The sequence below is a fragment of the Allokutzneria oryzae genome (assembly GCF_042429765.1).
Classification (GTDB): domain Bacteria; phylum Actinomycetota; class Actinomycetes; order Mycobacteriales; family Pseudonocardiaceae; genus Allokutzneria; species Allokutzneria oryzae.
On the sequence record NZ_JBHLZU010000003.1, the window covers coordinates 69,219 to 91,701 of the forward strand.

17 protein-coding genes are annotated in these 22,483 nt (G+C 70.4%); 13 read left to right on the forward strand and 4 right to left on the reverse strand.

The window, feature by feature from the left end; genetic code table 11:
- Positions 1-82: 82 nt before the first annotated feature.
- Entirely contained in the window at positions 83-433 is a 351-nt protein-coding gene (locus ACFFQA_RS04150) for a histone-like nucleoid-structuring protein Lsr2 (protein WP_377850256.1), read from the reverse strand.
- Positions 434-848: 415 nt separating this feature from the next.
- Between ACFFQA_RS04150 and ACFFQA_RS04155 the strand changes: the two genes are divergently transcribed.
- From ACFFQA_RS04155 to ACFFQA_RS04165, 3 genes are all read left to right on the forward strand, one after another.
- Complete coding sequence (locus ACFFQA_RS04155) at positions 849-1,439, forward strand: ArsR/SmtB family transcription factor (RefSeq protein ID WP_377850257.1); 591 nt, start codon at positions 849-851, stop codon at positions 1,437-1,439.
- Between the two features lie 418 nt (positions 1,440-1,857).
- Positions 1,858-2,058 carry a hypothetical protein gene (locus tag ACFFQA_RS04160; RefSeq protein ID WP_377850258.1) on the forward strand — a complete coding sequence of 67 codons (201 nt, stop codon included), beginning with the start codon at positions 1,858-1,860 and terminating at the stop codon, positions 2,056-2,058.
- 105 nt (positions 2,059-2,163) lie between these two features.
- Positions 2,164-2,517, forward strand: a complete 354-nt coding sequence (locus ACFFQA_RS04165) for a penicillin acylase family protein (RefSeq protein ID WP_377850259.1) — start codon at positions 2,164-2,166, stop codon at positions 2,515-2,517.
- 15 nt (positions 2,518-2,532) lie between these two features.
- Here the strand turns inward: ACFFQA_RS04165 and ACFFQA_RS04170 are convergent, their stop codons facing one another.
- Positions 2,533-2,922, reverse strand: coding sequence for a hypothetical protein (locus tag ACFFQA_RS04170; protein ID WP_377850260.1), 390 nt, complete (start codon positions 2,920-2,922; stop codon positions 2,533-2,535).
- A 280-nt stretch (positions 2,923-3,202) separates the two neighbouring features.
- On the opposite strand from ACFFQA_RS04170, the gene ACFFQA_RS04175 reads away from it, so the two are divergent.
- Positions 3,203-4,663, forward strand: coding sequence for an alpha/beta hydrolase (locus ACFFQA_RS04175; RefSeq protein WP_377850261.1), 1,461 nt, complete (start codon positions 3,203-3,205; stop codon positions 4,661-4,663).
- A 72-nt stretch (positions 4,664-4,735) separates the two neighbouring features.
- On the opposite strand, the gene ACFFQA_RS04180 is transcribed toward ACFFQA_RS04175, so the two are convergent.
- Positions 4,736-10,990, reverse strand: a complete 6,255-nt coding sequence (locus tag ACFFQA_RS04180; protein ID WP_377850262.1) for a type I polyketide synthase — start codon at positions 10,988-10,990, stop codon at positions 4,736-4,738.
- 379 nt (positions 10,991-11,369) lie between these two features.
- On the opposite strand from ACFFQA_RS04180, the gene ACFFQA_RS04185 reads away from it, so the two are divergent.
- Entirely contained in the window at positions 11,370-12,227 is an 858-nt protein-coding gene (locus tag ACFFQA_RS04185; protein WP_377850263.1) for a polysaccharide lyase family 7 protein, read from the forward strand.
- 102 nt (positions 12,228-12,329) lie between these two features.
- A complete protein-coding gene (locus ACFFQA_RS04190) occupies positions 12,330-14,084 on the forward strand; it encodes a serine/threonine-protein kinase (RefSeq protein WP_377850264.1) in 1,755 nt (584 codons plus the stop codon).
- Positions 14,085-14,359: 275 nt separating this feature from the next.
- Here the strand turns inward: ACFFQA_RS04190 and ACFFQA_RS04195 are convergent, their stop codons facing one another.
- Positions 14,360-14,971 (reverse strand): GNAT family N-acetyltransferase, encoded by a 612-nt coding sequence (locus ACFFQA_RS04195; protein ID WP_377850265.1) that lies wholly within the window; start codon positions 14,969-14,971, stop codon positions 14,360-14,362.
- A gap of 953 nt (positions 14,972-15,924) precedes the next feature.
- Between ACFFQA_RS04195 and ACFFQA_RS04200 the strand changes: the two genes are divergently transcribed.
- The 7 genes from ACFFQA_RS04200 to ACFFQA_RS04230 all read left to right on the forward strand — a co-directional run bounded on the left by ACFFQA_RS04200 (position 15,925) and on the right by ACFFQA_RS04230 (position 22,474).
- The gene (locus ACFFQA_RS04200; protein WP_377850267.1) at positions 15,925-16,845 is read left to right on the forward strand and encodes a phosphotransferase; all 921 of its coding nucleotides are present in this window, start codon (positions 15,925-15,927) and stop codon (positions 16,843-16,845) included.
- Positions 16,846-17,006: 161 nt separating this feature from the next.
- Positions 17,007-17,519 carry a DUF1772 domain-containing protein gene (locus ACFFQA_RS04205; protein ID WP_377850269.1) on the forward strand — a complete coding sequence of 171 codons (513 nt, stop codon included), beginning with the start codon at positions 17,007-17,009 and terminating at the stop codon, positions 17,517-17,519.
- Complete coding sequence (locus ACFFQA_RS04210) at positions 17,516-17,968, forward strand: hypothetical protein (RefSeq protein WP_377850270.1); 453 nt, start codon at positions 17,516-17,518, stop codon at positions 17,966-17,968. Before ACFFQA_RS04205 ends, ACFFQA_RS04210 begins: the two co-directional genes overlap by 4 nt.
- A gap of 22 nt (positions 17,969-17,990) precedes the next feature.
- Complete coding sequence (locus ACFFQA_RS04215; protein ID WP_446681669.1) at positions 17,991-19,154, forward strand: histidine kinase; 1,164 nt, start codon at positions 17,991-17,993, stop codon at positions 19,152-19,154.
- The gene (locus ACFFQA_RS04220) at positions 19,151-19,819 is read left to right on the forward strand and encodes a response regulator transcription factor (protein ID WP_377850272.1); all 669 of its coding nucleotides are present in this window, start codon (positions 19,151-19,153) and stop codon (positions 19,817-19,819) included. The genes ACFFQA_RS04215 and ACFFQA_RS04220 overlap by 4 nt, the downstream gene beginning before the upstream one ends.
- Before the next feature lie 50 nt (positions 19,820-19,869).
- Positions 19,870-20,424: a non-canonical purine NTP pyrophosphatase gene (locus ACFFQA_RS04225; RefSeq protein ID WP_377850273.1), complete on the forward strand. Its 555-nt coding sequence runs from the start codon at positions 19,870-19,872 to the stop codon at positions 20,422-20,424.
- A 433-nt stretch (positions 20,425-20,857) separates the two neighbouring features.
- Positions 20,858-22,474 (forward strand): alpha/beta hydrolase, encoded by a 1,617-nt coding sequence (locus ACFFQA_RS04230; protein ID WP_377850274.1) that lies wholly within the window; start codon positions 20,858-20,860, stop codon positions 22,472-22,474.
- The last annotated feature ends 9 nt before the right edge of the window (positions 22,475-22,483 follow it).

Sequence of the window (22,483 nt, forward strand, 5' to 3'; positions counted from 1 at the left end):
TGGACAGGACCGGGACACGGCGAAGGGGCACCACCGCGCGGCCCGCGGTGGTGCCCCTTCGTCGGAGCGCTGGGAGGAGCGCCTAGTTCTTCGACGCCTCGTAGGCCTGGATCACGGTGCCGGGAATGCGACCGCGGTCGGAGACCTCGTGCCCGTTGGCCTTGGCCCAGTCGCGGATCGCGCGCGTCTCGTCCTTGCTGCGCGCGGAGCCGCCACCCCGGCCGCCCGCGGCGGTGCCGCGCTTGGCCCGCCCGCCGACCCGGCGCGCCGCCTCGACGTACTGGGCGAACGCGTCGCGCAGCTTGGTGGAGTTCTCCTCGTTGAGGTCGATCTCGTAAGCGACGCCGTCAATAGCGAACTCGACGCGTGAGATGTCTTCACTACTGGTTCCGTCCAGGTCATCAATCAGCTGGACGATGGTGAGCTGAGCCATGATGTGCCCCCATGAAGGTCTGGATATGCCGTTGGTCGCGACAGTATCAAATTTCCCGGCACGGTCTCGACATAGGCCGACTATATCGCGGCGGAGTGTCCACCATTTGCGGGAAGGCATGCGTCACATTCACAGATGTGCGCGCACGGGCTCGCGGCCCGCCGAGTCGGCTAACTCCGTGGTCGAAGGCCCGCGCTGGACCGAATGCGACATCTCGGGAGCCGCGAGGGGTATGCCTGGGTATCCGCGCGCCGACACCTCGCCCCTGGGCGAATTGTGGACGAAAATCCACCCGATCCGGCCCCAAATGATTAGGACCGACCGGCCCCGGCGTTGCGCCAACCGGACTCAGGGAGAACCCGGAAGCCTGCACAGAAACCTGTGCACAGATTCCTGTGCACGCTACGGTGCAGGCATGACGGCAGCACCACCGCCCGAGGAGCTGGCCGACGCGGCCACCCTGAAGGCGCTCGCGCACCCGCTTCGCAGGCGCATCCTCGCTGAGCTCCGGCGTGGACCGGCCTCGGCGACCACGCTCGCCACCGCGCTCGGGCACAACACCGGCGGGACCAGCTACCACCTCCGGGAGCTGGCCAGGCACGGGTTCGTCGAGGAGGACCCGGCGCTCGGCCGGGGCAAGGAACGCTGGTGGCGGGTCCGCGAACGCGATCCGCGCACTCCCCCGGCAGGCGAACTGAGTGCGGACACGGTGAAGCTGCTGACCACCATCCGGAACGCTCAGCTCGCTGAGGACGTAGATGCGTGGGAGCGCTATCAGCAAGAACGCGGGAAAGGTCGGGAAGAGCACGAGTGGGCCGACGCGGTCGAGTTCTCACGCGGCTCGCTGACGCTGACGCGAGCAGAACTCACACAGTTCTTCGACGACTACATGGCGCTGCTGAAGCGCTACCGACGGGCACCGCGGGAGACGCCGCAGGAAGCCCGGCGGATCCTTCTGCGGTTCATCGCGTTCCCCGATGTGCCCCCCGCACCGAACGCGGACTAGAGGTCCTGTGCCGCCGAGCGGCAACTCGGCGGCACAGGGTGCGGAAGAAACGCACCACACACGCCCGAGGGCGTGCCTTCACGAGTACGCGGCTCCACGAGAAGAGGAGAACATCCGTGTTAGTCAGACGCAAACTCGCGGCGGTTTCGCTCGCGCTCGCCCTGGCCGCCCCGGGCGGCGCGACCGCACTGGCCGAGCAGAGGGCCGACGGGCTCTCGGCCACCGCCCGCTACACCGAGTACGGCGTCCCGCACATCCTCGCGACCTCGGTTTCCGCCAGGGCTATGCGGCAACGACCGACAACACGTGCGCGATCGCGCAGGCGGCGCTCACCACCTCGGCGAGGACACCGCGCCCCGCACGGCGTTGACGCAGACGTCGGCCAACCTCGCCAGCGACCTGTACTTCCAGGGCGTCAATGACAGCGGCGTCGTGGAACAACAGGAAAAGCGCGGCCCGGCACCCGAGGTCCGCGACGCGGGCGTTCGGCCAGGGCGGGTCGGCGGCGGGCACCGTCTCGGCAGAGCCCTCTTCTCTGTCCACTGTGGACACCCAAGGTGACGACGACCTCGGCAGCAACGCGATCGCCTTCGGCGGCGGGGCGAGCGCCAACGACTAGGCCGTGTCCTGCAAGTGGCAACACCACCCCACCCCCCTTGGCGCCCTCACCACCCCGCTTGGCGCCCTCACTCACCCGCCCCTCCTTTCGCGTTTTGTCACCTTGATGCGAAGTGGGAGCGCTCTTTCGCGCATCAAGGTGACAAAACGCGAAAAACCCGGCCACGCCGGCTGGCTCACGCGGATACGGGGGCGCGGGGGTCCGGGACGTGGGGGCGGCGCGCCGGCTCGGGGGATCGGGACGACTTGCAGGACAGGCTCTAGAGGCTTTCGCTCCGCGACCCGCATCTGCGCCTGCCCGAACACGTCGACGCTGATGGCCTACTCGCAGTCGGCGAACCCGGCCTCACCGCACCACAGCGACCAGACGAAGCTGTACTCCCGCAAGCAGTGGGTGACGGAACGGTTCTGCGAGAAGGACATCCTGGCCTCGCCGAGTCTCCGCGTCATCCGGCTGTGATCACCTCCGGCTCCGTCACCTCCGGAGGTGACGGAGCCGGACCACCAGCGCCACCAGAGTGACCAGGGAGAGCGCGGTGAGGTAGACCCAGTCGGTCGCCCGTCCGCCGAGGTGCAGGTCTTCGACGTGGTTGACCGCGTGCAGGGTGTTGGTGAGGAAGAACCCCGCCAGCACCAGGGCGATCACGTCCCGCCAGCGCAGCGCGAAGAGCATCATCATGCCGATGCCGATCTGGAACACCCCCGCGTCGTGCAGGAAGTGCACGTGCGGCGGGAAGTTGACCACTCGGGCGAAGTGATCCGGCCACAGCCGCATCCAGATCCCGATCACCAGCATGAACAGCGCTCCGAGCACCACGACCACCTGCACGAACCGAGTTCCCGTACGCCCAGCGACGTCCGTCATCGTCCCTCCCTCACACGGGCGGCTCACCCGAGCCGTCCACGTGGAGGACGAGGCGACCCACGCGAACGTGACAGAGCCGCACGGCAGGTAGGGCATCCAGTGGACTCAACATCCGTCCAGTGCGTGGTCGAGCCGCACCAGGGACCCGCCGACGAGGCAGCGCTGACCAGCGTTCCTTGACCATGCCGCACCGGCACGGTTTCTACTCGGACGAGGACAGGCCCCGGGCCTGCACTCGTTGACCGTGGCGCCCTGGCGCGCCGCCACAGTAGGGGGAACCATGCGAAAGACCTTGCCCATCGCGCTCGCCGTCGCCGTCGTGGCGACTGTGGCGCCCGGGCTCGCGCAAGCGGATACACCGGACATGTCAGTGCAGTGGGGAACGTGCCCGGCGGAGGTCACCGCACCCGGCCTGCAGTGCGCGAACCTCGACGTGCCGCTGGACTACCGGAACCCGGACGGGCAGAAGATCCAGATCGCGCTGTCCCGCCTGGCGAGCAAGAACCCCGCGAAACGCCGTGGTGTGCTGCTGACCAACCCCGGCGGGCCGGGCGGGTTCGGGCTGGACTTCCCGGCCGTCCTCGTCACCCTCGGGCTGCCGCAGAGCGTGCTGGATGGCTACGACATCATCGGGTTCGACCCGCGCGGCGTTGGCCGCAGCACCCCGGTGACGTGCAACCTGACGCAGGAACAGCAGAACCGGGGCAACGTCCCGCCGTACGCACGTGACGCGGCCGACGTCGTGAAGCAGGCCGAAAAGGCCAAGGCCGTGGCCAAGCAGTGCGCCGAGTCCAAGACGGCGTTCATGCTGCCGCACACCACGACCGCGAACACCGCGCGCGACATGGACCTCATCCGGGAGGCGCTGGGCGAGCGGAAGCTGTCCTACCTCGGCTACTCCTACGGCACCCACCTCGGCGCGGTCTACACCACGCTGTTCCCACAGCGCAGTGACCGCATCGTGCTCGACAGCAACCTGGTCCCGACCGGCCTGGACACCACTGGCGGCCGCTTGTTCGCCCGTGGCTTGGAAGACCGGTTCCCGGACTTCGCCAAGTTCGCCGCCGCCCACCCGGAGCACGGTCTCGGCAGCACTCCGGAGCAGGTGACCGCAAAGTACTTCGACCTCGCCACGCGCCTGGACCGGGCCCCGGTGCAGGGAATGGACGGCGCCGCGTTCCGCCTGCTGACCTTCGGCTTCACCTACAGCGACAGCCAGCTGCCCGACCTGGCCAAGTTCTGGCAGGCGCTCGACACGAACCAGCCGCTGCCGCCCGCGCCCGGCATGGCCCAGCAGGACCCGCACCTGGACAACAAGGTGTCCAGCCATCTCTACGTGATCTGCAACGACTCCCGCTGGTCGCCGTCGGTCAGCTCCTATCAGCACGACGTCGCGGTCGACCGCGTCCGCCACCCGAAGTTCGGCGCGGCCGCGGCCAACATCCGGCCGTGCGCGTTCTGGCAGTCCGAGCCGGCCGAACCGCCGGTGCGGGTCGGCGACCGTGGTCCGTCGAACGTGCTCCTGGCGCAGAACACCCGCGACCCGGGCACACCGCTGGTCGGCGCCCAGCAGATGCGGCGGGCCCTCGGTGACCGGGCCCGGATGGTGACCGCCGACCAAGGCGGCCACGGCGCCTACGTGATCGGCGCGAACAAGTGCGCCAACGACGTCGTCACGGCGTTCCTGACCACGGGCAAGCGCCCGGCGCGCGACATCACCTGCGCGGCGGAAGCGGCCTGACCGGCGTGCCGTGCCGGTCCACGCTGCGACCGGCACGGCACCACCCGCCATTCACTCCGGTGGACTCCGAGGTCAGCACCCCGGTTCGGCCAGGTTCAGCCGCTCCAGCAGGTAGTCCCCCAACGCCCTCGGCGTCCCGCAGGACCAGAGGACCTTGGTCGGGATCCTCAGACCGAGGCCGTGTTCGATCCGGGCCCGCATCTCCAACGCCATCAAGGAGTCCATGCCGAGGGACTTCAGCGGCTGGTCCGGTTCCACGTGCGCGGGATCGGTGCGCAGGATCGTGCTCACCCGGCCGATGACGTAGTCCTCCATGAGCTCCCGCCGCCGATCGGCATCAGCCCCGCGCAGCTCGGCCAGCAGCTCGACGGCGAGCTCGTCACCGTCCTGCTGCGCGCCCTCGGGCAGCGAGTGGATGCGTGCGACCAACGACGACGCGCCCTCCGCACCGGTGCCCAGAAGCTCCATCCACTGTGGAGCACTGATCGGCAGGTACCCGGCGCGCGGCCGGTCGTGGCGCAACAACCGCTCGCAGGCCCACAGGCCCTCCTCAGGTGTGATCATGTCGTAGCCGCGCTCGGCGAACACCGCGCCCAGCCCGTGGTCCGCCCACGCGCCCCAGTTCACCGCCAGCGCGGGAACGCCCTGGGCGCGCTGCCACGTGGTGAAGACGTCCATCCAGGAACACGCGCCACCGTAGCCGCCGAGGCCGGGGAACCCGACCAGCCCGGTGCCCGAGGAGAAGTTGAAGAACCAGTCCAGCTCCAGCCCTGCGGTGGCCTCGTGCAGGTACCACGAGCCGAACGTCTTGGGGCGCAAGGTCCGTTCCATGCCTTCGGCGTCCAGCAGCGCCACAGGCGACTCGGTGACCACTGCTGCTCCATGCAGCACACCCCGCAGTCGCAGCCCCGATTCCGTGGCCGCCTCCACCAGCGCCCGCGCGGTGTCCGGCTCGGCGATGTCGCCGCGCACCACCACGACGTCGTGCCCGGCGCCGCGCAGCTCGGCCAGCAACCGCTCCGCCTGCTCGCTCGGAGCAGACCGTCCATTGAGGACGATACGACCCGCTTCGTGGCCCGCCAGCCACTCCGCGACCAGCAGGCCGAGACCGCCCAGACCACCGGTGACGATGTAGGCGCCGTCCCGCCGCACCACGGGCACATCCTCCGGTGGGACCACGGCAGTGGTGGTACCCGTGCGGGGAAAGGTGATCACGAGCTTGCCCACGTGCTCCGCCGCGGCCATGGTGCGAAACGCCGCGCTCGCCTCGGACAGCGGGAACTCCGTGTGCGGGACGCGGTCCAGTCGCCCGGAGGCCAGCTCCGCGCCGACTTCGCCGATGAGGCGGCGCACCAGCTCGGGCCGTTCGGACAACAGCCAGTGCAGGTCGACGCTGCTGAAGGAGATGTTGCGGCGGAAGGGGTACAGGCCCAGCTTGGTGTCGGCGTAGATGTCGCGCTTGCCGATCTCGATGAACCGGCCCCCGGTGCGCAGCAGCTCGACACCGGTCCGCTGTGCCGCGCCGACCAGGGAGTTCAGCACCACATCAACACCTTCGCCGCCGGTCACCTGGCGGATCTGGTCGCCGAACTCCACCGACCGCGAGTCGAACACGTGTTGCACGCCCATCGACCCGAGCTGCTGCCGCTTGGCCTCCGAGCCCGCGGTGGCGAACACCTCGGCGCCCACGGACCGGGCGATGGCCAGTGCCGCCAGCCCGACCCCGCCGGTCGCCGAGTGGATCAGCACCCGCTCCCCCGGTGCGAGCCGAGCCAGGTGCACGAGCCCGTACCAGGCCGTGGTGTAGACGGCGGGCCAGCACGCCGCCTCCGCGAGCTCGACGTCGTCGGGCAGCGCGATGAGAGCCTCGGCGGGGGCGGTGGCGAAGGTGCCCAGCGATCCCTGGGCCAGTGCCGCCACCCGGTCGCCGACCCGGTAACCGGTCACTCCCTCCCCGACCGCGGTGACCACGCCAGCGCAGTCGGCGCCGAGCGGGATCCCCACCCCGTCCACGGTCTGGTAGAGGCCCATCGCGTTGAGCACGTCGGCGAAGTTGAGCGAGGCCGCGTGCACCGCGATCTCCACGTGACCGGGCCGGGGTGCCGTCCGCTCGCGCACGACGAGCTCCAGGCTGTCCAGGTCACCGGAACGCCCGGGCCGCACAGCGATCCCGTCCTGTCCGAAGTGGACATCACGGCGGCGGCGCTCGTGCTCGCGCAGCGGCGCGATGGCCAGCCGGGCGACGTACCGCTGACCGGAGCGCCAGGCGACCTCGTCTTCTCCTTGGCTGCCAAGGAACTCGGCGACAAGCTGGTCGGCGGTGACACCGGGGTCGATGTCCACCAACGTGGTCTTCAGCTCACCGTGCTCGATCATCACCGTGCGGGCGACGGCACGCATGGCACCGTGCATCACGTTGTGGCCGTCACCGCCGACCACTGGGTGGATGTCGCGTGTCACCACGAACAGTCGCGGCACCGATCGGGTCGCCTCGCTGATCACCGCGCGCACGACCCCGGCCAGCCGGTACTCGCGGCGGTGGCTGTCCGGGATCTGGGCCTCCGTCGGCTCCCCCGCGACCGGGCCACCGAGCACGACAAGCCCACCGGTCCACTCACCCCCGCCGAGCCGGTGGGAGATCGCGTCGTAGAGCGCCCGGTCGCCGTCGTCGGTGAGCGGTGCGCTCAGCCAGCTCGCGTCCGCACCGCGCTCCCGCAGTTCCTGGCACAGCGACTCGGGCAGCTCGTCGGCACCGTCCTCGGCGAGGATGAGCCAGTCGCCGTCGACGCGGTCCGGCGTGACCGGCGGGGCGCTCTTCTCCCACTCCATCGCCAGCAGGCGCTCGTTGAAACGCCGGAGCAGCCGCTGCTCACCGGAACCACGGAGGTGAACGCCGCGCACGGTGAGCACCACGGCACCGTCCTCGGCCACCAACCTCACGTCACCGAGCACGTGCTCGTCGTCGGACACGTGCACCGTGGCCACGCAGTGGGTGGCGCGCCGGGGATCACCCTGGAGCCGGAGCGAGTCGAAGCCCACCGGCAGCATGAGCCGAGACCCGATCACCACCCGGGGATGCGCCACCAGCGTCTGGAGGCAGACGTCCAACAGCACCGGATGCAGGTGGTAGTCGGCCACCGACAACCGGGTACCGGTCGGCAGCTCGACGCGGCCGATCACCGTGTCGTCCCCCGGACCGGCCTGCCAGAGCGCTGTCATCCCGGCGAAGCTCGGACCGTGCCAGATGCCCAGGTCCCGCATCCGCTGGTAGATCTCCGCCGGGTCGCTCGACTCCGGGTGCGCTGCCAGCAGCCCCTCGATGTCCACTGTGGACTCGTCGGTGCCGTCCAGGTGGGCCGTGGCGGTGGCGTGGCGGATCACCCCTTCGTCACCGACCGTCTGCACCGCCAGCTCGGCGCCACGCCCGTCATGGGACCGGGTGGCGGTGGTGGACACCGTGGTCCGGTCCTCCACCATCAGCACCTGGTGGAACCGGATGTCGCGCAGCTCCACCCGCCGCACGTCCTCGAACAGCTCCGCTGCGGCGGCGAGCATCATCTCGCTGAACCCGGCGCCCGGCATCACCACCGCGTCGTGCACCCGGTGGTCGGTCAACCAAGGCTCCGTGTCGGTGCCGGCTTCGGCCTGCCAGATGTGCTTGTCCTCGTTGTCAGGCAAGCGGATGTGCGCACCGAGCAGCGGACGTCCGACCACGCGCTCCGCCGCCGGTTCGACGGTGAAGTTCCGGTGGTGCCACACCGGAAGCGGGGCTTCGAGGAAGCTGCCGTGGGGGTGGACAGCCGTCCAGTCGACCTCGGCCCCGCGGCAGTGCGCCTGGCCGAGGTTGGTCAGCAGCGCCAACTGGTCGTCGGTGTCCCGGCGCAGCGTCGGCAGCGCGGCGACGGCCCGGCCGCCCGCGGTCTCGGCGATGGCGTGGGTGAGCAGCGGGTGCGGGGCGGCCTCCACGAAGACCCGGTGCCCGTCGGCGATGGCAGCCCGCACCGCCGCGCTGAACCGGACCGGCTCCCGCAGGTTGTCCGCCCAGTACCGGGCGTCGAACGCCGGGGTGGCGCGCGGGTCGCCCAACACCGTGGTGTAGAAGGGAATCCGGGGCCGAAGAGGCCGCAGGTCGGACAGCTGCCCGTCCAGCTCGGGCAGGATCGGGTCCACCTGGGCGGAATGCGCGGCGATGTCCACCGCGACGCGGCGGGCCAGCTGGCCGCGCTCGTCCCAGGCGGCGACCAGGCGGTCGATCGACGCGGGGTCTCCGGCCACCACGGTGGCGCCCGGCGAGGGGATCACCGCGACCGACACGGTGGGTGGCAGCTCGGCCCGCACCCGCTCCTCCGGCAGGTCCACCGACGCCATGGCGCCCGCCCCGGAGAGCCGGGCCATGAGCGCCGACCTCCGGCAGATCACCGCGGCTCCGTCCTTCATGGACAGTGCGCCCGCGACGACCGCCGCCGCCGACTCGCCCATGGAGTGCCCGATCACCGCGGCCGGTTCGACGCCCCTGGCCCGCCACGTCTCGGCGAGCGCGACCTGGCAGGCGAACAGCAGCGGCTGGATGTGGTCGATCCGGCCGGGCAGCTCGCCGTCGGCCAGCAACCGCCGCACCGAGATCCCCGACTCGGCGAGGATCAGGGGGTCCAGCTCCTCGATGGTCTTGGCGAACGCCGGTTCGGTGTCCAGCAGCCGCCTGCCCATGCCCGCCCACTGCGAGCCCTGGCCGGAGAACACCAGCACCGGTCCTCGGGCTGCCCCGCCGTGCGCCTGACCCGTCACCACGTGCGCGTCCGGGCGGCCCTCGGCCAGCGCGCGCAGCCGTGAGCCCAGCTCCGCCAGGGTCCCTGCGACCACGGCGGCCCGGTGGGGGCGGTGCCCGCGCGCGGCACCGAGGGTGTGCCCGAGGTCGGCCAGGCCCGGGTCCCGCTCGTCGAGCCAGTCGGCGAGCCGGTTGGCGGTGGCCTGCAAGGCTTCGGGCGTGCTCGCCGACAACGGGAACAGCCACGGGCCGTCGCCCTGCTCGGTGTGCCCGGTCGCGGTCTCCGGGGCTTGCTCGACCACCACGTGCGCGTTGGTGCCGCTGAACCCGTAGGAGGAGACAGCGGCAACGCGAGGCCCGTCGGTGACCGGCCAGCCGGTGAGCTCGGTCGGCACGAACAGCCGCGTGCCCTCCGGCGCGATGCCCTCGCCCCAGCCGGTGAAGTTCAGGTTCGGCGGGATCACGCCGTGCCGCAACGACTGCACGGCCTTGATCAGCCCGGCCAGGCCAGAGCACGCCTCGGTGTGCCCGATGTTGGTCTTCACCGAGCCGAGCGCGCATGGCCGGTCGCCGCCGCCGTACACCTCGGCCAGCGCGGCGAACTCGACCGGGTCGCCGACCGGCGTGCCAGTGCCGTGCGCCTCGATGAGGCCGACCCGGCCGGGGTCGATCCCCGCCATGGCCAGCGCGGCGCGCTGCACCTCGGCCTGCGCGGCCCGCGAAGGCGCGATCAGCCCGTCCGAGCGGCCGTCGGAGTTGACCGCCGATCCGCGGATCACCGCCAGCACGCGGTCACCGTCGGCCACGGCGTCGGCGAGCCGCTTGAGCAGCACCATGGCCACGCCCTCGCTGCGCACGAACCCGTTGGCGCGCTTGTCGAAGGCGAAGCAGCGCCCGTCCGGCGAGAGCATGCCCCATCCGGAGGCGGCGACCCCGAACTCCGGGTTGAGCACCACCGTGACGCCTCCGGCAAGCGCCGCGTCCGACTCACCGGTGCGCAGGCTCTGGCAGGCCATGTGCACCGCGACCAGGGCCGACGAGCACGCCGTGTCCACGGTGACGCTCGGCCCGGTCAGATCGAGCAGGTAAGCGATGCGGCCGCTGGCCACGCTGTGCGCGGTGCCCGTCGCCACGTGCGGCGTGGTGACCCCCGCTTCGTGCAACCGAATCGCGTAGTCGTGGTAGGATGCGCCGGCGAACACGCCGGTCCTGCTACCCGCCAGTGACCCGGGGTCGCGCCCGGCGTGCTCGACCGCCTCCCACGCCAGCTCCAGCAGCAGCCGCTGCTGCGGGTCCATCGCCTGAGCCTCGGCGTCGGAGATCGCGAAGAACCCGTTGTCGAAACCCGTTGTGTCGTCGAGGAAACCGCCCCACTTGGAGACGGTGCGACCGGGCGTCCCGGGCTCCGGGTCGTAGTACCTGTCCACATCCCAGCGCTCCGCCGGGATCTCCGTCACCACGTCCCCGCCACGCTCCAGCAGCCGCCACAGCGCCTCCGGCGAGTCAACGCCCCCGGGGAACCGGCAGGACATGCCGATGATCGCGATGCCATCGGTGAGCACGAGTACTCCTTCGCTGGGTCGGTCGAAGCCGAGACGGGTGCTGAGGTGACCGGCGAGCGCGAAGCTCCAGCACGGTCAGCGAGTCGATGCCGAGCTCGGCTCGGCGGACATCGGCTTCCTCTCCCTGGCACCGGTAACGGCACAGGATCACAGCACACCGACCTCCCGAAACCCGATCAGGGCACACCTCAGCCACTCCGCTGGGTGACTTGCGCGACAAGGGTTTCCTCTGCCTTTCCAGAACGGAAACAGCAGGTCAGCGCCGCAACGGGCCAGCCATGGCCCTGTCCCCGCGTCCGCACCCGCCGCTGGTACCGGGACCCCTCCCGAGCTCGCCTCGTACGGTTCGCGCGATCACGAGATGTTCGGGAGGACAGTGATGGGATCGAGAAAGGGGCTGGCGGTCGCCGTGGCCGCCGCGGCGCTTTCCCCGGGAATCGCGGCGATGCTCCCGATGGGAGTGGCGGAGGCGGGCGATCCGGTGAGCCGGGCGCTCGCATGGGAGCGGTACGACGTCCCCGACGTCGAGGTGCTCGCACCGGGTGGCACATCGCGGGAGTGCTCCCGTCCCGCTCAGGTCCTGGACCTGCGGAACTGGAAGGTGACGCTGCCCGTCGACGACCCGGACAAGAAGGGCGAGCAGCCCTTGGAGATCACGCAGCCGCGGTTGGACGGCTACGTGAACACCCCGTGGTTCGTGCCCGCTGACAACTGCGACGGCGTGCAGTTCCGTGCCCCTGTGAACGGTGTGACGACCGCCAACAGCAAGAACCCCCGGTCCGAGCTCCGGGAGATGACGAACAACGGGACGACACCGGCGAGCTGGCGGTCGGACTCCGGCACCCACACCATGGTCATCGACCAGGCGATCACCCGCCTGCCCACCACCAAACCGCACGTGGTGGCGGGGCAGATCCACGACTCCAGCGACGACGTCACCGTGTTCCGCCTCGAAGGCAGCAAGCTCTACGTGACGAAAGGCGACAACACCCACTACAGGCTGATCACCGACAACTACGTGCTCGGCACCAGGTTCCAGGCGAAGTTCGAGGTGCGTGACGGCAAGGTCCGGGCGTACTACAACGGGGTGCTCCAAGCCACCATCCCGGCGTCCTTCACCGGCGCCTACTTCAAGGCAGGCACGTACACCCAGGCGAACTGCGGCAACTCGTCCCCCTGCGACGCGAGCAACTACGGCCAGGTCACGCTGTACCGCGTCACCGTGACGCACAGCTGAACGGGAAGTCCGGCGAGTCCAGCCGCCCCCGTGCGCATCACGAGATCCAACTTTGTTGTTTGAGCATGGTGAGCACGGTGCGATGTCGCTACGCTCCGCTGCGTGCGCACGGGAGACCTGGTCGACGGGCGATACCAGCTCGACGACGCGAGGGGTTCCGGGGCGGGTGGACTCGTCTGGACCGCTTTCGACAGGAAGCTCAAGCGGACGGTGGCGCTCAAGCGCCCGCACACGGTGGACAGCGCGGCCGACCGCTTGCAGTTCCGGCGGGAGGCCGAGAACGCGGCGCAGGTGCACCACCCGAACGCGATCTCGGTGTTCGACACCGTCGACTCCGACGAGTGCTGGCTCGTGATGGAGCACCTGTCCGCCGACAGCCTGGACAAGATCCTCGCGGCGAACGGGCCTCTGCCGCCGCACCGGGTCGCGCGGATCGGTGTGCAGATCGCGGCCGCGCTGGCCGCCGTGCACGCGCAGAAGATCCTCCACAGGGACGTCAAGCCCGGCAACATCCTGGTCACCGACCACGACCTCGCCAAGCTGACCGACTTCGGCATCTCCATCTGGTGCGAGGTGACGGGCACCGACGACGGTCGGGTCTGCGGAACGCCCGCCTACCTGGCGCCGGAGGTCGCGGGCGGTCGTGCGGCCACCGAGGCGTCGGACGTGTTCTCGCTCGGGGCGACGTTGTTCGCGGCGTTGGAGGGAACCCCGCCGTTCGGGTCGGGCGAGCCTGCCGAGGTGCTGGCACGCGCACGCGAGGGCGCCATCCCGCCGATGGTCCACGCGGGACCACTGGCCCCGCTGCTGACGCGGATGCTGGACTCCCGGCCCACGAAGCGGCCGACCGCGAACCAGGTCCGGCAGCGCCTCAGAGAGATCGTCGGTGACTGGGAGCCACCGGATCCGGTGGCTCCACGGGCACCGCTCTGGCGCCGCCGGCCGGTTCAGGCGATCACCGCGGCCGTGGTGGTCGTCGCGCTCGCTGTTGTCGTCGCGCTGGAGCGGTATCCGGACCCGGTGAGCACGGACCTGATCGGCGACGAACGCACGGCCGACCCGTGCTCGCTGGTCAGGCAATCCGTGTTCCGCGACATCGGCCCGTCCGAGCTGAAGACCGACTACGGCAACTTCAACCGCTGCGACGTCCTGATCGACGTCGGCCGGGAGGAGAAGCTCGACGTCGAGGTCCAACTGGTCACGCGCGCATCGCAGAAGGAGCGGGAGGACTGGCGCCTCGTGACGGGGGATCCGTTCGACGTCCTGGTGGTGCCGTCGGACGACACCGACTGCAACCGCCTGGTGCGCGTGGACGACAAGTACGGCGTCCGGGTGACGGCGAAGCTGGCCAACTCCCCGAGGGATCTGTGCCGGGTGGCCGGCATCGCGGTCGCCACGGTGAAGAGCGTCCTCAGGCGGGGCCAGATTCCCCGCCGCCCCAAGGACTTCCCCACCGACTCGCTGGCAGGGGTCGAGGCCTGCGCGCTGCTTCCCGCTGAAGCGCTGGCCGGCTTCGAGGGGATGAACCCCGGGATGCCCGGATTCGGCGACTGGTCGTGCAAGTGGTTCACGGCGGTCACCCGGACCGAGGTCCACCTGCGCTACGACCAGCACGCCGCGACGGACTCGATCAAGGGCCAGGCGAAGAAGCTGGGCGGCCATGAGGCCTACGTGGAGCTCGACACCGACTCGGGCCAGTCGTGCACGGTCCAAATGCCGTACAAAACGAGGAACCAGGCCGCGCGGGCCCACGTTGACATGATGCGGCTGACGGTCAAAGGCGAGCGGCCCGGTCCCGCGCTCTGTCCCGATGCGGAAAGGCTGGCGACCGCGGCCGCCACCAACCTGTACAGCTGACCGGCCGCACTGGACGCTCCTCGAACACGCCGGACGGCGTCCTCGTGCGCACCACGCTCACAGGACCAACCCGCACCGGACTCCCGAACCCCGATCAGGGAATGCCACTCCACTGCGCGATGTGCGCGACACTGCCTTTCCGGAACGGGCAGGCAGGTGGCGCATCCTTAAGAGTCCTGAGTGGACAGACGGCAGCAGATTTAGCACATGCCAGATCTGATCAGTTTTCCGCACTGTCCCGTCGGGACGGTCCGTGCGCTGGCGGCTTTCCGGCTTCACGCTTGTCCAGGAGCCTTGTCGGGTGAAGCCAGAAGGCGGGCACGCCACACCACTCCGAGCCGAGGATCGCCGGTAGCGCTCGCTTCGACCCGCTCCACGGTGAAGCCCTCGCGCTCGTAGAACGCGCCCGCACGCTCGTTGGCCACGAAGTGTTCGATGCACAGCCGATCAGCGTCCGCGGGCAGTTGCCGAATGAGAGCTTCAAGCAGCCGAAGCCCCTGGCCACAACCACGATGCTCGGGGTGGACGTAAAGCTTGTACACGACGTGGTCGGCTCCACTGCGGCCTCGCTGCCCGACGCCGACAAGCTGTCCGCCGTCCTCAGCGACGACCACCAATCCCCCAGCCACAGCAGCACCGATGTGCGTGTGGTTCCACCACCTGCGGACCTGCGCATCCGCGGCCTCCGCACCGATCAGCGGCGCGTAGTGGCATCGAATGTGGGCATCGCCGAACCGACAGATGGCCGCAACATCCTCAGGCCCGGCGGTCCGCACGACCGGTTCAGCCAAGCGACCACGTGGGCTCTGGCGTTCAGAGGCCGACGGCGCGACGATCTCGCGCGGCTGTCCCGGGCAACCGGAAGGGTTCGGCTCGCTCGCGGTCATGGGCTCACCGTAGCGGCGAGGGCTCCCGCAGACACGCCGAACTGGGCGCTGCGCGGCAAGCATCCGCGCGCGCTCCAACGCCGCAGTTGCGGTGTCGTGCTTGGCACGTCCGCCGATGCGGCGAGCAGCTCCCGACTTTGGGGCTCCAGGGCGCTGCGGGGCTGGGCGGAGTGTTCATCGTTGAGGTCGCCCTCTTGCACCGGCCCGACATCGTCGCCACCCGCGACGAGGTCGCCAACGTTCACACCGTCTGCAACCACCTGCCGATCCCATGCGGTCAGCGCGCTGCTCGTGCCCCGCTGCGCTGGACTCGTCAGCCCGGCGTCATCTCGTGGCGCGCATCGATGTGCGGATGTCCGCCCTGCCGTCTGAGCGTTGTTGTTGCTGGCTGCGCGGAGTGCACCTGACGAGCCACAGAGCACATTGACTTCAGTCTTCCCTGAAATCTTCATGACTAGAATCATGAACTGCCACGAGTCCGCCGAGAGCGACGCGGAGTGCGATGACGTGGCCGAGTCGTGGATCAGAGGAGAGCGCACTACCTGCCCGGCATCGGCGACGATGGTGGCGCCGCGGCCAGCTCGTGTCCCGCACGCGGCAACACCACCTCACCACCCCCCGGCACCCTCCACCCGCGTGCCCCACCCGCGCGCCCCACCACTACTTCGCGTTTTGTAGGCATAACGCGAAATGAGAGCGCTCTATCGCGCAAAATGACTACAGAACGCGAAAACACCGACCACGCCAGCCAGCCCACGCGCGCACCGGGGAGGGGGACGGGGGGTACCCCGGGGGGGGGACGAGGAGCACGGAGGGGCGGGGGCGGGCGGGAGCGGAGCGGGAGCGGGCGGGAGCACGGAGGGGTGGGGGCGGGGCTGCGCTTCGGGGAGCGGGGCTGCCGACTGAGTCCGGGTCAGGTCGCCGTGTTCGGTGTACGTGGCACAGTCCTCACCGTGTTGTTGGATGGCCTGCCGGACTGGCTGCCGGACTGGTGTGCGGACCAGTTGGGGGACGCGCCGGTCAGCGTGCTGTTCGAGGCGCGGTCGATCTCGGCGGTGTTCGGGCTGCGGTTGGCCGGTGGGCGGGACGTCGTGGTGAAGGCGCGGGAGGACGACGGCCGGGCGGCATCGTGTGTTGCCGCGCAGGCCCGGTTGGCGGAGCGGGGGTTTCCGTGCGCCCGGCCGATCACGTCCGCGGTCGCCGTTGGGTCGCTGGCCGTGCACGCCGAGGAGTGCCGACCCGGCGGTGAGTTGCTGCGCGGCGACTCGCCGGACGTCGCCGTGCGCTACGCGGCCGTGTTCGCCCGGCTGATGGCCGAACTGGCCGACGTGACCGTCGCCCCGCCACTGCCGAACCCGCGCTGGGCACGGTGGGACCACACCGATTCCGGGTTGTGGCCGAGGATCGAGTTCCTCGATGACCGGGACCAGAGTGCTGTGCCCGCGTATGTCGTCGACACGGCTCACCGCGCCCGCAAGCGGCTGCTGGCCGCCGACCTGCCTTGCGTGCTGGGCCACGCCGACTTCGAAGCGCAGAACCTCCGCTGGCGCGGTGGCCGTGTGTGGGCCGTGCATGACTGGGACAGCATGGGGTGGCAGCCAGAGGCGGCACTGGCGGGTGCGGCGTGCGGGGCGTTCGCCAGTGCTTCGCCGCCGACCCTCGCCCCGATCGAGAGCTCCGCCGCGTTCCTGACGGCTTATCAGGATCTCCGCGGGCGCCGGTTCACGTTGGAGGAGCAGGAGATCGCGTGGGCGGCCAGCCTGTGGCCGGCGGCGCACAACGCTCGCTGGGAGACTCTGCACGGCGATCCCCCGGTGTCCTGTGACGCCGTCCGCGCGCAGGCAGCCGAACGCCTCCGCCGAGCGAACGCTTAGTCCCCAACTCCACTGACAGACTCGTGCGACAACACCGGCTGCCTCGAAGGCGCTGACGTACGTCGGCTTACGTATGCGGAAAACGCGCGTACGCGGATGTGCCGCCCCGGTCACAGCCGTAACTTCGATGGCGTCCCATTCTCTTCTTGAGCGGAGACTCCGTGCGAACACGAGCGATCCCTCTTGCTGTTTCGGCCGCGTACACCTGGATCGCCATGGTGGCTTTCGGCGGAATCGCGGTCGAAACCATCGTCATCTATCCGAACGTCTTTCATGACGTTCCCGCATCGCTCGCCGAGTCGGTGGAGTTTTTCACCGTCACCGGGCCTGCCGACTTCTTCCCGCCAATGGGCCTGGTCACCGCGATCGCCGCGGCCGCGACCGTGGTGCTGCTGTGGCGGGTCCGGCAGGCGCGGTGGTGGGTCACGGCCAGCCTGGGCACGCTCGCGACCGGTGAATGGCTGTTCTCGATGCTATATTTCTGGCCGCGCAACGACATCATGTTCGAGGAAGGAATCGCCGTGCACACCGCGGAATTCCTGCGGCAAACTGCCAACGAGTTCGAAACCGGCCACTGGTTCCGTCTCGGCATGAGCGCGGTCACCGCGACGTTGGCGTTCATCGGTTTCCTGCGTTACCACCGCGGCCGGGTGCCGACCGGGAGCCCGGCATGAGCGGAAAGCTGCGCCGTTCGATCGGCATCCCGCCGCTGACGGTCCTCGGCCTCGCCGCGCTCGGTGTGCCCAGGGTGGTCGCGCACGACCTTTCCCTGGTCGGCCCGCTGGTCAACGGGCTGCTGGTGTTCGTGCCGATCGCGATCTGGATCGCCTACGTGCTGTGGAAGCGGGTGCCCAACCCCTTCGTGACCCTGCTGGCGGTGGGCGTGGTGTACGGCGTCCTGCTCGGCGTCACCCACCAGATCCTCTGGACGGAGGGGTTCGCGAGCGACCCGCCCCGGTTGGGCGGCAACCTGGCGGGAGCACTGCCGCCCGCGGTCGAGGCCCTGGTGCTGCGGATCTTCGCGTTCGGCAGCAGCCTGTTCACCGGAGCACTGATGGGCGCGGGAACCGGCGCGGCCGGCTGGCTGCTGGCCAGACTGGTACCGGCGTTCCGTCCGCAGTAGCCGACCCGTCAGGAGCAGGACGATCAGCGCACCCACCCAGTCCGTTGACCGGCGGCAACTCATGGTCGACACCGGTCTCGGCATGCTCGTCCTGGTCGCGGTCGGCACCGCCATCACCGCGAACATCGGCGGGCCGGCCGCACCTGGGCTGCCCGCCTATGCGTTCGGCGCCTTGTTCGGCGCGCTCATGCTGGTCCGTCGTCGCTGGCCGGTGGCGACACTCGTCATCTCAGCAGTCGGCCTGCTCGCCTACTACGCGCTGTCCTACCCACCGATCGGTCTCGCCGTACCGGTGGCCGCCGCGCTGTTCTCCGCGGCCGAGTACGGCCGGCTGTACTGGGCCGTCGGCACCGCCGTGGCGCTGCTGGCCATCTCCACCGGGGTGCGCATCGCCCAGGGCGACGACCTGAGCTTCATGCTCGGCCTGGAGATGCCGACGTCGGCCGCGCTGATGGCCACGGTCATCGCGCTCGGCGACAGCATCCGGTCGCGCCGCGGCTGGCGCGCCGAGCTGACCAGACAAGCCCGCGCCGCCGAACTGGAACGGGAGCGCGAGGCGGCGAGGCGGGTCGAGCAGGAACGCGTGCGCATCGCCAGGGACCTGCACGACCTGCTGGCCCACACGGTCTCGGTGATCTCCTTGCACACCGACGTGGCCAGGGAGTCGCTTCGCGACGACCCGGACACCGCCGAACGGTCCCTCGCTTCGGCACGCGCGGCCTGCCGGGACGTCGGCCGGGAGCTACGAGCGACGCTCCACGCCCTGCGCGAGCCCGATGGCACCGACGACGCCCCGGTGCCGGGGCTCGACCGGCTCGACACGCTCGTCGGCACGGCCACCGCGGCCGGGCTCGACGTGCAAGTCCGCACCAGCGGCCAGCCAGCGCCCCTACCGGCCATCTCGGACGCCACCGCCTACCGGGTGGTCCAGGAGTCGCTGAGCAACGTGCTGCGCCACGCCGGCGCCAGTACCGTGCGGATCGAACTGGACTACAGCGAGGACACCGTGTTGATCCGGGTCACCGACAACGGCCGCGGCGCGCCTGATGACGACCAGCCGAAGGGCTGGGGCATCGTCGGTATGCGGGAGCGGCTCGCCCTGCTCGGCGGCGACCTGCGGACCCGGTCTCGCCCGGGGGCGGGGTTCGTCGTCGAAGCCCGCATACCCGCGCGGGTGCAGTCATGATCCGGGTGGTGCTCGTGGACGACCAGCACCTGATCAGGGCAGGGCTGCGGGCGCTGCTGGAACGCGCCGACGACATCGCCGTCGTCGGCGAGGCGGGCGACGCGGCCTCGGGTGTCGAGGTCATCACGCGGGAACGGCCCGATGTGGTGCTGATGGACATCCGCATGCCCGGCGGTGACGGCATCGAGGCGACCCGCCGCGTCGTCGCCGACCCGAACCTCCACCAGGTGCAGGTCATCGTGCTCACCACGTTCGACACCGACGAGCACATTCTCGACGCGGTGCGCGCCGGTGCCGCCGGGTTCCTGCTCAAAGACACCAGCCCGGACGGCATGCGCGAGGCCGTCCGGATCGTCGCCCGCGGTGACGCGCTGCTCTCCCCCACCGTGACCAGGCGCGTCATGCGGGCCGCCGCGGTCGGCCCAGTCCCCCGCTCGGGCGCGCTCGACGTGCTGACCGACCGGGAACGCGAGGTACTCGCGAAGGTCGGCGAGGGGCAGTCGAACGCGGAGATCGGGCAGAGCCTGCACATGAGCCCGGCCACCGCGCGCACCCACGTGGGTCGCCTGCTCAGCAAGCTCGGCGCGCGAGACCGGGCCCAGCTCGTCGCCATCGCCTACGAAACCGGCTTGATCACTCCGGGGTCGACCAGGCCGAACACCTGATGTGAGTCCGCGACCCGGCACTGGTTGACGATCCCTCCGAAAGGCATCCCTTGATCGACCCGATCTGGCTCATCACCGGCAACGCAGGAAAGGCACGTGAGTACTCCGCGCTGCTCGGCATCGACGTCACCACGGTCACGGTAGATCTGCTCGAAATCCAGTCGCTCAACGTCGTGGAGGTCGTTGAGCGGAAGGCCTCGGACGCCTACGCGAAGCTGCGCAGGCCGGTGCTGGTGGATGACACCGGCCTTTCCCTGACCGCGTGGAACGGTCTCCCCGGCGCCCTTGTCGCCTGGTGGACCTCCACCGTGGGGGTCCAGGGAATCCTGGACATGGCCTCCGGCGTCACCGACCGCCGCGCCTCCGTGACGACCGCACTCGGCTACGCCGACGCCGATGGCGTCCAGGTCTTCAGCGGCACTGCCCACGGAACCATCACCACCGAGCAGCGAGGCGACGGCGGGCTCGGCTTTGACACCATCTTCGTGCCAGCGGGCAGCGACCTCACCTACGCCGAGATGCCCGAGAAGGACAAGAACGAAGTCTCGCCTCGACGACTCGCCGTCGAGGAGTTCCGCAAGGGCGTGACCCTCTCCACCGTGTGAACCGTGCTCGAAACCACGGCGACGGTGGGCGTGAAAGGTCAAGAACGACCGCGGGTGTCGGCCAGTTCCGACCGCACTTGGTGAACACCAGGACGGTCAGCCCGTGCTCTCCTGTCCGTTGCCGGTGACGGTTGTCCCGATGCCACGCCGCTGGGAACCCGGTTGCTGGCAGACGATGCCTGTTCCCATCCCTTGCCCCGCCAAGGGCTCCGCGGGTGGTAGGCCGCCTGCTCGCCTCAGCGATCATGTTCTGCCACAACGCTGAGCCGGGAACTCCACGGCGAGGAGACGGGTGGCGGGATCGCCGGTTCTCGGCCGAACGGCCAGTTCTGATCGGCCTTCTGACCGTGCCAGCAGGTCGCTCTCCTTCCCTACAGTCACCCCGGTTCCCGTCGATCACGGCCGGAACCCGAACCAGGAGGAGGACTTCCGCATGAGAGCAGGACGCGACGCCCTCCGGCGCGGCCTCGCGCTGGGCACCGTGACCTTGGCGATCTCGGCGGGGCTGACCGCCGGGGCGGGCGCCGCGACGCCACCGGCCGGCCCCGACGCCGGCCGCGCCGCCACCCCCGTGCTCGACTGGGTTCCCTGCCCGTCCCCGCCGGGCACCCAGTGCGCCACGGCCCGGGTCCCGCTGTCCTACCGGGACCCGAACGGTCCGCAGATCTCCTTGGCTCTGATGAAACGGCCCGCCACCGACCCGCAGCACAAGATCGGCACCGTGTTCACCAACCCCGGCGGCCCCGGCAACCGCGGCCGGATCCCGCCACGACTGTCACCGGCGGTGGCGGCCCGCTTCGACATCGTCGGGTTCGACCCGCGCGGCACCAACAACTCCACCCCGGTCACCTGCTCCGACGACCCGGCCGACGACGCGAAGCTGAGCCCGGTCTTCCCCGTCACCGAAGCCGAGGAGGCCGCGGCGATCCAGCAGGTCGGCGAAGTCACCGCGCGCTGCGCGCAGCACGCCGGGCCGCTGCTAGGGCACATGTCCACCGCCAACGTGGCCAGGGACCTGGACCTGCTGCGCCGCGCCGTCGGCGACCGACAGCTGACCTACCTCGGCACCTCCTACGGGACGCACCTGGGTGAGGTGTACGCCAACCTGTTCCCGCAGCGCGTGCGGGCTATGGCGCTCGACGGCGTGCTGCAACCGCAGGAGTGGACCACCGGCCGGCTGCCGGGGCAGGGCAACGAGCCCTTCGTCTACCGGATCGGCTCGCACCTCGGTGCCCAGGCCGCGCTGAAGAACCTGCTGCGGGAATGCGCGGCCCACACCCAGTGCGAGTTCGGCGGGCCCGGTACCACCGAGCAGAGCCTGCACCGCAAGTACGACGACCTGCTGGCCAGGCTGCGCCGAGGGCCGGTCACCCTCACCAACTCGCACGGTGAGCAGCAGCAGATCACCTACCAAGAGCTGGTCAACCGGATGCTGACCGGGCTCTACGGCTGGGGAGCCGCCGCGTACCTGACCCCGTTCCTGCAGAGGCTGCACCTCGCCGCCCAGGACCCGGCCACCGCGGCGGCGCCCGTGCAGATCCCCGCGGCGGCTCCGCCGCGGTTCGCCCGCGCCGACGAGCCGCAGCGGGCGTGGAACACCTGGTGGAGCGCCGTCGCCTGCACGGACTCCGACAACCCGCGCGACCCGCGGGCGGTCGGCCGCCACGCCCGCCTGGCCGAGGCGGCCGCTCCCGGGTTCGCATCGGCCTGGGTCTACCGCTCGTTGCCGTGCGCGAGCTGGCCGGTGACCGACCCCGACCGCTACACCGGCCCGTGGAACCGGCCGACCGCCAACCCGGTGCTGCTCGTGGGCAACCGGCGCGGCGACCCGGCGACACCGTACGAGGACGCGGTCTCCACCAGCCACCTGCTCGGCCGGGCCCGCCTGCTCACCGCGGACCTCTCCGGGCACGGCGTCGCCTATGACGGTCTGAACCCGTGCGTGGACCAATGGCTGGACGGCTACCTGACCAACCTCGCGCTGCCGCCGGTCGGCACGGTCTGCGCCGCCGTGCGCGGGCCCTTCGACCCACCGGCGGCCACGCGCTGACCTGTCGCG